The sequence below is a fragment of the Nonomuraea sp. bgisy101 genome (assembly GCF_057708945.1).
In genome coordinates, this window is sequence record NZ_JBYITD010000042.1 from 39194 (window position 1) to 50244 (window position 11051).

At 72.2% G+C, this 11051-nt stretch carries 8 protein-coding genes; 3 read left to right on the top strand and 5 right to left on the bottom strand.

The window, feature by feature from the left end:
* Positions 1-166: 166 nt before the first annotated feature.
* From AC3EO4_RS47690 to AC3EO4_RS47710, 5 genes are all read right to left on the bottom strand, one after another.
* Positions 167-982, bottom strand: coding sequence for an MOSC domain-containing protein (locus AC3EO4_RS47690; RefSeq protein WP_379574032.1), 816 nt, complete (start codon positions 980-982; stop codon positions 167-169).
* A gap of 357 nt (positions 983-1339) precedes the next feature.
* Positions 1340-3877 (bottom strand): serine/threonine-protein kinase, encoded by a 2538-nt coding sequence (locus AC3EO4_RS47695; protein ID WP_431902660.1) that lies wholly within the window; start codon positions 3875-3877, stop codon positions 1340-1342.
* 147 nt (positions 3878-4024) lie between these two features.
* Positions 4025-5404 carry a YlbE family protein gene (locus AC3EO4_RS47700; protein WP_431902661.1) on the bottom strand — a complete coding sequence of 460 codons (1380 nt, stop codon included), beginning with the start codon at positions 5402-5404 and terminating at the stop codon, positions 4025-4027.
* Complete coding sequence (locus tag AC3EO4_RS47705; protein WP_431902663.1) at positions 5401-6750, bottom strand: AllF/FdrA family protein; 1350 nt, start codon at positions 6748-6750, stop codon at positions 5401-5403. The genes AC3EO4_RS47700 and AC3EO4_RS47705 overlap by 4 nt, the downstream gene beginning before the upstream one ends.
* Positions 6747-7610, bottom strand: coding sequence for an oxamate carbamoyltransferase subunit AllH family protein (locus tag AC3EO4_RS47710; RefSeq protein ID WP_431902664.1), 864 nt, complete (start codon positions 7608-7610; stop codon positions 6747-6749). Before AC3EO4_RS47710 ends, AC3EO4_RS47705 begins: the two co-directional genes overlap by 4 nt.
* A gap of 110 nt (positions 7611-7720) precedes the next feature.
* Here AC3EO4_RS47710 and AC3EO4_RS47715 point away from each other — a divergent pair, with 110 nt between their 5' ends.
* From AC3EO4_RS47715 to AC3EO4_RS47725, 3 genes are all read left to right on the top strand, one after another.
* A complete protein-coding gene (locus AC3EO4_RS47715) occupies positions 7721-9301 on the top strand; it encodes a PucR family transcriptional regulator ligand-binding domain-containing protein (protein WP_379574037.1) in 1581 nt (526 codons plus the stop codon).
* 10 nt (positions 9302-9311) lie between these two features.
* Entirely contained in the window at positions 9312-9521 is a 210-nt protein-coding gene (locus AC3EO4_RS47720) for an RNA-binding S4 domain-containing protein (protein ID WP_379574038.1), read from the top strand.
* A gap of 82 nt (positions 9522-9603) precedes the next feature.
* Positions 9604-10914, top strand: coding sequence for a uracil-xanthine permease family protein (locus AC3EO4_RS47725; protein ID WP_431902666.1), 1311 nt, complete (start codon positions 9604-9606; stop codon positions 10912-10914).
* Positions 10915-11051: the final 137 nt, after the last annotated feature.

Genomic DNA, 11051 nt, shown 5'->3' on the forward strand with positions numbered 1-11051 from the left:
GGATGGGACGGCCGACCTCACGCACGCGGGACCACGGTCAGGAGCGCATGCGGGATGGCAGCCGGGAGAGCGTGCGGGTCGCCGGTCGGGTGGAGGTGTGCGATGGCCTGGAGGGCGTGCGGGACAGAGGCCCCACGTCTGCGGGACCCCCATCGGCCTGCGGGTGTCAGGGGGCGGTTACGGGGTCGCCGACGCGGATCGTGCCGGGGCCGTCCGGGATGAGGTTGACGGCGAACAGCAGCTTCTTGTCGATCCTGCGGTGCCTGCCGAGCGTGCGCAGCGGCTCCTTGCCCTTCTGCAGGGTGTCGGGGTCGATGGTGGTCAGCACGCACCTGGCGCACGGCTTGGTCATGCGGAAGCTCACCTCGCCGATGCGCACCCGCTTCCAGCCGTCCTCGACGAACGGCGTCGCGGCCCCCGAGACGACCACGTTCGGGCGGAACCTGCGCATGGGCAGCGGCTCGGGCAGTTCCTCGCCGCGTTCGACGGCGCCCTCGGCGATCCAGTCGTTCAGCTGGTCGAGGGAGGTGGTGGAGGCGAGCAGCAGCGGATAGCCGTCGGCGAGCGACACCCGGTCCTGCGGCGTGCCGTGTTCGGGGTTGACGGGACGGCGCGTCGGATCGTCGAGCCACATCAGCCGGACGGGCCTGTCCACCAGCGCGGACAGCCACTCGGCCGCGTCGTCGCCGCAGTCGGTGAGCTTCACCCGGGTGCGCCACACCTGGGTGTCGCTCAGCTGGGAGGTGGGGGTCACGAGGAGCGGCGGGCGGTGCGGACCGGCGAGAGTGAGGCGTCCGCCGGACACCTCCGCCCTGCAGGCCAGCAGCTTGGGCTCCTCCCTCGCCGTCAGCATCTCGCCGTCGGGGGTGGCGACCAGGTAGCGGCGATCGTCCTTCAGCCCCCACGGCTCCACCTCGGCCTCGGTGACGTCGTGACCCGCGGTGGACTTGACCGGATAGAAATGGATGCTCGCCAACCTCATGGCGTGACGGTAGCGCACGCGAGGGGCTCGCCGGATCCCGGCCCCATCCCCGTCCTGGAGGCCGAACGGCGAGCGGCCCCGCCCTTGAGGGCGGCAGGGGATGGGTCGGCGGGCCGCCAGAAGCCGTACCTGACAGGCCAGGCGGCAAGGTGTCTGCGGTCGCGCCCGACAGTGGTTGAGCCTTGGGGGAGGGGGCACAGGGCGAGCGGCCGCGTAGCGACGGCCGGGGGCTGGGCTCCGGGCCGGGGCGGGGCGGCTTCAGGACGTGGGCACGGGCCTCGAGAGGTGGGTGGGAACGGGCTTCAGGGGTGGGAGGGGCGTCAGGTGGTGGGCACGGGCTTCAGCGGTGGGGGAGTGTCAGGTGGTGGGGCGGAAGGTGTCCAGGAAGACCTTGCGGGTCTCGGCCTGGTCGTCCCATCGCAACTGCGGCGTCGTGAACGTGATCTGGAAGGCGTCCCTGTCGTCCAGCGTGACGTAACGGGTCAGCACCTGCATCGGCACGCCGTTGGACTGCGTGTACTGGTACTCCCAGTCCGCGGCCTTCCACGAGCGGTACCTGACCTCCTGGAGCTGGACCTGGATGTACCCCTCGACCCCGCCGTCGGCCTCCCTGCCGGTCAGTTCGGCCAGCCCGCCGTCCTTCTGCGGTGAGGCCTGCTCCACGGTGATCTTCATTCCGGAGTCCTTGGGGCCCGTGAAGATCGCCTCCCCGCCGGACGCCGACAGCTTCCACTCCGCAGGGACGGCCGCGGTGAAGCCCTCCGGGGTGTGCTCCTTGAACCCCTCGGGTACGGCGACGGCGGCCAGCGGTTGCTTGACCGGCGCAGGGGAGGCCGCGGTGGTGGCGCTGACGCTCGGCTCGGAAGGGGAACCGCCCGAGGTGAGGACGACGATCGCGGCCGCCGCCGCGCCGATGACGGCGACCAGGGTGACGATCAGGCGCGGGGTGGGGCGGCCGTCGCGTGTCCAGCCGCCGCCCGTGTTCCGCCTGCGGCCGTGTCCCGCGAGGTCGTCACGGGTGGCGGAACGAGGCTCGTCACCCGGGGTCAGCGGCCACGGGGCCGCGGCGGGGGAGCCGCCGCGCAGGCTGTCGGTCAGCGGCAGGATCGGCTGCGGCTCGGGCACGCCCCGCCCGCCGGGGGCCGGTGGGGGAGAGGCGGGGAAGGAGTTCGCGCCCGTACGGCCGGAGCCTGGCCCCGCGGGAGGCGGGGAGGCGCCGGGTCCGCCGGGGAAGGCGCCGGAGCGCCCGGGCGCGGGTCCCGCCGGGTCGGAGGGAAAGCCGCGAGGGTCGGAGGAGCTACGGAGGGCATCGTAACCGCGGGGGTCGAAGGAGCCGCGGGAGTCCGAGGAACCGCGGGGATCCGAGGAACTGCGGGGGTCGAAGGAGCCGCGGGAGTCCGAGGAACCGCGGGGATCCGAGGAACTGCGGGGGTCGAAGGAGCCGCGGGGGTCGGAGGAACTGCGGAGCGCGTCGTAACCCCGGGGGTCCGACGAGCTGTGCAGGGCGTCGTAGCCATGCGGTCCCGATGGGCCGCCCAAGGAGTCGTAGCCGCCTGCGGAGTGGTAGCCGCCCGCGGAGTCGCGACCTCCGACGGAGTCGTAGCCCCCCGTCGAGTCGTAGCCGCCTGCGGAGTGGTAGCCGCCCGCGGGGTCATGACCTCCGACGGAGTTGTGGCCCCCCGTCGAGTCGTAGCCGCGGGGGCCGCCGAGTGAGTCGTAACCGCCAGGGTCGCTCATCGCGTCGAATCCGCCCTTCGCATCGGGAACAGGACCAGTCGAGCCCCCCGAAGAGCTACCGAAAGCGTCGAACCCCTGCGGGTGCGCGTGGGCGCCGGATGGGGTCCCCGTCCCCTCCGAAGGGCCGGCCTGCGGGTCGTACGGCACGCGGACCGGCCCGGATGGCGTCTCCACGATCCGCGTGGGCAGCGGCCCCGACGGCGGGTCGAGCGGCGGCAGCAGGTGCGCGGGCGTCGAGTTCGACGGCGTCGGAATCGGCCCCTGCGAGCGCGGCGAGCCGCCCCCGTGGCTGGCCAGAACCCGTTCGAGCAGGTCGGCGACCTGGCCCGCGTTCATCCGCTCGGCCGGGTTCTTGCGCAGCAGTCCCTCGATGACCGGCAGCATGGCGCCGGCCCGCTGCGGCCTGACCGGGTCCTGCGTCAGCACCGCGCCGAGCACGGCGATCGCGTCGGGCCCCTCGTACGGCGGCCGCCCCTCCACGGCCGCGTAGAGGGTCGCCCCGAAGGACCACAGGTCGGCCGCCTGGGTGATGGGCTGTCCGGACAGCCGCTCCGGTGGGACGTAGGCCGGCGAGCCCATCAGCAGCCCGGTCTGGGTGATCGTGACGTCGCCCTCGATGGCCGCGATGCCGAAGTCGGTCAGGACGACCCTGTCGGCGGTGAGCAGGACGTTGCCCGGCTTGACGTCACGGTGGAGTATGCCCGCCGCGTGCGCGTGCCTGAGCGCGTCGAGCACCCTGATGCCGATCTCGGCGGCCTGGATGACGGGCAGGGGCCCGCTCTGCCGTACGGCCTGCTCCAGGGACCATGCCCTGACCAGCTCCATCACGATCCACGGCCGCCCGTCCTCCTCGACGACGTCGTGGACGGTCACGATCCCGGGGTGGCCGAGGCGCGCGGCCGAGCGGGCCTCGCGCATCATGCGGCGGTGCGCCACCTGCTTGCCCGCGTGGTCGAGGCCGTAGGGAAGGATCAGCTCCTTCACCGCTACGGGCCGGTCGAGCAACACGTCGTGCGCGTGCCACACCATGCCCATGCCGCCCCTGCCGACGGGGGACAGCAACTTGTACCTGCGACCGACCAGACGACCCTGGCTCTCCGTGCCCCCCGGCACGCCAGGTCCCTCGGCAGGGACCTGTCCGAGCAAGCGGTCAGACATCTCCCGCCCCCTATTCCCTACGCCGAATTGCGAGGTTCGACACCATATCGGCATGCGATTAGTAAACGGAAGTCGACGCGCGGCCAACGTAATCGAACGGACGGCAATCCGGGTTTGACGTGCGGGAACGCCGAAACTGCTAATTGATCACTTATCGAATGCGAGCGCGTTGAGTGCGGCAATGAAGGCCTCGGCGGGCGGACTCACCAGTCCCGCACCTACTTGTCCTGTTCCTGGGATCTTGCCTGCTATGCCGGTGTTGACGACGGGAAGCAGGCCCGTCCTGGCGACGAGCGCCACGTCGATGCCGACGGGCGTGCCGCGGAATCCGAGCCCGGGAATCTGGTAGGCGGGATGCTCGGCGAGCGTGATCTCGTACATCGAGCGCGTGGCCGTGACCGCGTCGCCGACCTCGCCGCCGACGAACCTGACGATGGCGGGCGCCGCGGCCATGGCGAAGCCGCCCAGGCCCGAGGTCTCGGTGATGGTCGAGTCGCCGATGTCGGGATTGGCGTCGGCGGGGCCGTACGCGCCGAGGTAGAGGCCGTCGGGGACGCCCGCGGGCCCGGTGAACCAGCGGTCGCCCAGACCGGAGACCTGCACGCCGAAGTCGGTGCCGTTGCGGGCCATGGCCACGACCAGCGAGGAGCCGGGCACGCCCCGGGCGGCGTCGGTGCTGACCTTGCCCGCGGCCATGGCGGGGTTGAGGAAGAAGTGGTCGTTGCCTCCCGCGAAGCGCAGAACCTCCGCCGCGCGGGCGGGGGCGGCCTCGACCAGCGCGGGGGCCAGTTCGCGCAGGAACAGCGAGGTGGCGGCCCTGTTGCGGTTGTGGAGCTCGTCGCCCATCTGCAGCGCCTGCGCGATGAGCGCGCGCAGGTCGATCGGGCCGCTGATCCGCAGCGCGTCGCGCAGGGCGGGCCCCAGCACCTCGCCCATCCAGCGCAGCCGGTCCAGCACCTCGGGGCCGTAGGCGCCGTAGCGCAGCACCTTGCCGAGGCCCTCGTTGAGCGAGCAGTAGGCGGTGCCGCCGTGCTCGGCGTCGCGCACCTCGAACAGCCACATGGAGGGGCTGACCACGCCCGCCATCGGGCCGACCGTGCGGTGGTGGTGGCAGGAGTCGAGCGTGACCTCGCCCGCCGCCAGGCCGCGCTCGGCCTCCTCGACCGTGGCGGCCATGCCTTCCAGCAGCATCGCGCCGATCAGCGCGCCGCGCATGGGGCCCGACGCCCGCTCCCAGGTGATCGGCGGCCCCGCGTGCAGGAACGTCCCCCTGTCGAGGCCGAGCGCGTCGGCGGCCGGCCGTACGTCGACGAGCTGCGGGCGGGCGCTCAGCAGGCGGCCGACGGCCACCTCGTTGGCGGCGGTCCTGCGCGGGTCGGCCAGCACCGCGGCAAGCGCGGCGGCCGTGCCGGGCAGCGGGGGCCGCCAGTCGACCGCGGTCCTGGTGACCGCCTGGGCGTCCAGCGCCTCGCCGAGCAGGTCGGCGCCGACCGTGACGACGTGCGGATCGACGGGCAGAAGGCTCACGTGGCGCTCCCTGCGGCGTGACGGGCGGCGTGGGCGTTGGAGGTGAAGACCGCGGCGCCCGCCTCGTGCAACGTCGCGGCCTGGCGGCGCAGCCCCTGCGGGTCGCCCTCCGTGCCGATCAGGGCGATCACCACCTGGACGCCCCTGCCGGCCGCCGCCTCGATCGCGGGGGCCAGCCGAAGCGCGGGATCGGGGTCGGCGCCGTGGCCCAGCACCACGTCCATCAGCGCCACCTCGCCTGGCTCGACCTTGGCGAGGGCTTCGAGCCTGAGGGTCGGGTCGATCATCGGATGTGCCCTGCCCCTGGTGAAGACGTCGTCGCCGTAGTCGACGAAGCCGCCCGGCGTGATCAGCGACGCCTCGGTGCAGAGGGTGCCGCCCGAGTACAGGCCGCGGACGGAGCCGCGCGCGATCGGCCTGCTCCACGAGGGCCACGCGGGCGGTTCGAGACCGAGCCTGCCCAGCGCGCTCTCCGCGGCCGCGGTCAGGTCGCCGCCCGAGGTGCCCAGCAGCGCGGACACCACGGGCGTCCGCAGCTTGTCCACGACCTCCTGTACCGCCCGCGCCACCTCGGGCGCGGGCGGCTTGGAGATCAGCACGATCAGCTCGGTCCCCGGATCGTCGTCGAGCCAGCGCAGCGCCCGTATCGCCGACAGGCCGCCCACCTGGGCGGACAGATCCCTGCTCCCGACGCCCAGCACATGGCTCACGCCGACGCCTGCCAGGTCGAGCAGCGAGGTCACGTGCTGCGCCCCCGTGCCCGAGGCGGCGACCACGCCGACGGGTCCAGGTCGCAGCACGTTGGCGAACCCCAGTCCCGCCCCGCCGATCACCGCGGTCCCGCAGTCGGGGCCCATGACGAGGCCGCCGCGCTCCTCGGCCAGCCGCTTGAGCAGCACTTCCTGTTCCACGGGCACGTTGTCACTGAAGATCATCACGGGCAGGCCCGCCTCGACGGCGTCGAGCGCCTCGGCGAAGGCGTGCTCGCCCGGCACCGAGACCAGCACCAGGTTGGCCGCTCCCGCCCTGACCGCCGAGCGGGTGGTGCGCGGAGGGAAGTCGGCCGCCTCGGCGGGCGAGCGGCTCGACAGCTCGCCCAGCAGCCGGTCGAGCTCGTCCGTCGCGGCCGTCACGTCCCGCGCCCGCACCGCCACCAGCAGCTCGGACCCGGAGGACGCGGCGGGAGGGTCGAAGCCCAGCTCCCTGGCCAGATCGAGGTTGAGCGGCGTGGCCATCGCGATGACGGCCACCTCCACGCCCGGCATCGCGGACAGCGCCTGGCTGACCCGCATCAGGCTCACCGAGTCGTGATAGACGCCGGGGACCAGTTTCACCAGGGAGTTCATGAGCCCGCTCCGAGGGCCAGCACCGAGTCGAGGCCGATGCGCAGGCCTTGCGCGAGATCGGCGCCGGAGGTGTGCCCGAGTTGTAGCAGCCGTCTCAGGGCGGGCTCGATCGGCTGCGCGCCCGCGATGCCGCGCAGCACGCCCGCCACCTCGGGGCTCGCCTCTCCTCTGGCCGCGCAGTGCAGGAGCGTCGCCGAGATCGGGGTGGTGCGCGTACGCGCGTCGAAGGTGACGGCGGCGGACAGCCAGTCGGCCAGCCACACCGCGCGGGCGACCCGCGCGGCCGACCCCAGGTGACGCAGCGCCACGAGCAGGCCCGCGAGCACGTCGTCGCCGCTCGGGGTCAGCCCGGGTCCGAGCCCCACCAGCTGTTCGGCGGCGCTCACGGCGCGCACCAGCGACGCCTCGGCGCATCCGGCCGCCAGCAGGGAGATGGCGCCGTTGCCTTCGAGGCCAGGCCGCCTGGACGTCTGCGACGACATCGCCGGAACGGCGCGGGCCAGCCGTTCGAGACCCACGGAGGGCAGCGCGGGCGAGGGGTCCCACCAGCGGCGCGCCTTCACCCGGTAGCGGCCGACCTCGATGACCCCGTCGCCCACGGCGGCCTCGTCGCCGACGCTCACCCGCGGCAGCTCGCCCGCCAGCAGCACCGAGTTGGGCAGCCTGGTCGCCTCGCCGGTGATCATCGCGATCACCGATGGCTCCAGCTGCGTCCGCACCTCCAGATACACGCCCACGGACACCGTCGCCAGCACCCGCGCCGGCATCCTGGCCGACTCCAGCACCGGGCGGACGGCCGCGCTCGCCGCTCCCGTGAGGTGGGTGCGCGGCTGGACCCTTCTCTGCGTGCCGAGCGTCATGGACCCGACGGTAGAGCGGCCCTTCACACCTCCGTACGGAGAAATGTGCCAACAGTCGGTCAAAAGGTTGGCTCTTCCTGACACACAGGTTCATCAGTCACAATCGCCTCATGGAGCCCCCTGTCCGCCTGGCCAGCACCGGAACGATCATCCACGGCGTTTCGGTGGGCGAAGTGCTCGGCGTCTCCACGCTCGCGAAGGCCGAGCTGATCGCGGGAGAGTCCGGTCTCGACCGGATCGTCCAGCGACTCAACGTGATGGAGGTCCCCGACATCCTCGCCTGGGTGAAGCCGCACGAGCTGCTGCTCACCACGGGCTACCCGCTGCGCAACACCCCGCAGTCGCTCGACCGCCTGGTCGCCGACCTCGACGAACGCGGCCTGGCCGCGCTCGCCATCAAACTCGGCCGCTACGTCGACGCGCTGCCCGACGAGATGGTCGCCCAGGCCGACCGGCTGGGCTTCCCGCTGATCCTGCTGCCCAACGACGTGGGCTTCGACGACATCCTCAACCAGGTGCTCACCGACATCCTCAACAGGCAGGCGGCCGTGCTCGTCCGTGCGGAGGAGGCGCACCGGGCGCTGGTCCAGGTGGTGCTGGCCGGAGGCGGGCTCGGCGAGGTCACCGCCGAGGTGGCCGGGCTGCTGGACGTGGCCGTCGCCGCCGTCGACGGCGCGGGCAGGGTTCTGGCCTCCGCAGGCCCGCCCGAGCACGTCGCCGCCCTCCGCCAGCTGTCCGGTACGGCGGGCCGTACGGGGAACTTCGCCGCCGTTCCCGTCGTCGCGGGCGGCCACCATCACGGCAGGATCCTCGCCCACAGCCCCGCGGGGACGATCCGCGACAGCGACATCGGCATCCTCGAACGCGCCGCCACAGTCGCGGCGCTCGTCATCACCAGGCAGGACGCGGTCAACGCGGTCGAGAGCAAGTACCGTGCCGACTTCCTGCGGGATGTGCTGACCGGCAGGGCGGGCTCGGCCGAGCGGATCGCCAACAGGTCGCGCGCCTTCGGCTGGGACCTCGAACGCCCCGTCACCGTCCTGGTCGCCGAACTCGATCCCGAGTGCGACGAGCGCACCGCGCAGGACCGCCTGGTCGCCTCGTGGACCTCCGCCATGCGCCGCCACGACCCGCGTGGCGCGGTCGCCGGCTTCTCCCATGAGGTGGTCGCCGTGGTCGACGCCGGCGTCGACAGCTCGAAGGTCGCCCGCGACGCGGCGGCCGCCTTCGCCGACGCCTCCTCCGTCGGCACCTTCTCCACCGGCACGAGCCGCTCCTGTCCCGGCGCCGAGGGCCTGCCCGAGGCGTACGGCCAGGCGCTGAAGGCGGCCAGGGTGGGCAGGCAGCTGCACGGGCCAGGCGCGGTCGCGCACTTCGACCAGCTCGGCGTCTACCGGCTGCTGTCGCTGGTCAACGACACCGCGGAGCTGCACGCCTTCGTCCGCGAGACGCTCGGTCCGCTGGCCGGCGACGACGACAGCGAGAACGCCGACCTGCGCAGGACGCTGCAGGTGCTGCTGGAGACGAACCTGAACGTCGCCGAGACGGCCAGGCGGCTGCACTTCCACTACAACACGCTGCGCTACCGCATCGGCAAGCTCGAACGGCTCCTCGGCAACTTCACCGAGGACCCCCACCTGCGGCTCAACCTGACCCTGGCCCTGCACGTGCTGCGCATGCGGGGCATCTAGGCTGTGGTCCGTGGACCTGGACTTCGAGCTCAACTCCGACTACATCCCGCTGTGCGACCTGCTGAAGTACTGCGGCGTCACCGAGACGGGCGGCATGGCCAAGCACCTGATCGCCGAGGGGATGGTGCTGGTCGACGGGCAGGTCGAGCTCCGCAAGACCTGCAAGATCAGGTCGGGCCAGGTCGTCAGCGGTGACGGGTTCACCATCCACATCGCCTGATGAACGGTCCCGCCCGCCCAGCCTCTAAGGTTCTCTCCGGCATCAAGTAGGAGACGTAACCGCAGGTTGGGAAGTGGTTTGGATGGCACTCGGGTGGAAGCTGCACGGTGAAGGGAAGTCGCCGGCTCCCGGCGAGCTGGTCAGGCCCGACGAAAGACTGACGTGGCCGCGCATGGTGGGCTTCGGCGCGCAGCACGTGATCGCGATGTTCGGCGCCACGTTCGTCTTCCCCTTGGTGATGGGCCTGGACGCCAACCTCGCGGTGATGATGTCGGGTGTGGCGACGATCATCTTCCTGCTGATCGTGAAGGGGAGAATCCCCAGCTACGTCGGGTCGAGCGCGTCGTTCGTCGGCGCGGTCGTGGCGATCAGGGCCGCGGGCGGCGGCGACGCCACCGTGACCGGCGCGCTGCTGGCGGTCGGCGTCGTGCTCGCGCTGGCCGGCCTGGCGATCCACCTGCTGGGCGTGCGGATCATCCACAGGGTCTTCCCGCCGATCGTCACCGGCGGCGTCGTCATGCTGATCGGATTCGGCATGGCCTACGTGGCGGCCGACGTCTACTGGCCGCAGGATCCATGGGTGGCGCTCATCACCATGGCCGCGACGTTCGTCTTCGTCGGCGTCCTGCGCGGCTTCCTCGGCAGGATCGGCGTGCTGCTCGGCCTGGTCTTCGGGTTCGTCCTGTCCTGGGTGTGGGACAGGACGGGCGGGACGATCACCTCGCCGGGAGGCGACGGCAAGGTCACCGAGCACTTCAGGGTGAACTTCGACGCGGTCGCCCAGGCCGACTGGATCGGGCTGCCGACCCTGCACGGCCCGGTCTTCGAGGCGTCGGCGATCGTGCTGGTGCTGCCGGTGGTCATCGCGCTGATCGCGGAGAACGTCGGCCACGTCAAAGCGGTCGGCGAGATGACGGGCGCCGACGTCGACGGGTACATGGGACGGGCGGTCATGGCCGACGGCGTCGGCACGGTCGTCTCGACCGCGGTCGGGGGCCCCGCGACCACGACGTACGCGGAGAACATCGGCGTCATGGCCGCCACCAGGGTCTACTCCACGGCCGCCTACTACGTGGCGGCGGTGATCGCGATCCTGTTCGGGCTCTGCCCGAAGTTCGGCGCGCTGGTGGCGGCCACGCCCGGCGGAGTGCTCGGCGGCGTGACGACCATCCTGTACGGCATGATCGGCCTGCTCGGGGCCAAGATCTGGATCGAGAACAAGGTCGACCTCAACGACCCCGTCAACCTGGTGCCGGTCGGCGCGGGCATCATCTGCGCCATCGGGCCCGTGGCCTTCCCTGTGACGGGCACCTTCGCGCTCAGCGGCATCGCTCTCGGCACGCTCGTCCTGCTGGCCGGCTACCACGGGCTGCGCGCCGTCAACAGGAACTGACGGCCCTGGTGGGGGTGGGCGTCCTCGAGGAAGGGTACGGCGTGCGGTAACGGTTGGTCACCGACGGCGCATGACCCGGCTTGCCGTACGGGATGAAGAAAGTTGGCAGAACATGCCGGTGAACGCCCGCCGGAGAC

Bases quoted from the DNA above. Each gene is read 5' to 3' on its own strand.
- AC3EO4_RS47705 (WP_431902663.1), bottom strand. From the start codon at position 6,750: ATGAACTCCCTGGTGAAACTGGTCCCCGGCGTCTATCACGACTCGGTG.
- AC3EO4_RS47695 (WP_431902660.1), bottom strand. From the start codon at position 3,877: ATGTCTGACCGCTTGCTCGGACAGGTCCCTGCCGAGGGACCTGGCGTG.
- AC3EO4_RS47710 (WP_431902664.1), bottom strand. From the start codon at position 7,610: ATGACGCTCGGCACGCAGAGAAGGGTCCAGCCGCGCACCCACCTCACG.
- AC3EO4_RS47715 (WP_379574037.1), top strand. From the start codon at position 7,721: ATGGAGCCCCCTGTCCGCCTGGCCAGCACCGGAACGATCATCCACGGC.
- AC3EO4_RS47690 (WP_379574032.1), bottom strand. From the start codon at position 982: ATGAGGTTGGCGAGCATCCATTTCTATCCGGTCAAGTCCACCGCGGGT.
- AC3EO4_RS47725 (WP_431902666.1), top strand. From the start codon at position 9,604: ATGGCACTCGGGTGGAAGCTGCACGGTGAAGGGAAGTCGCCGGCTCCC.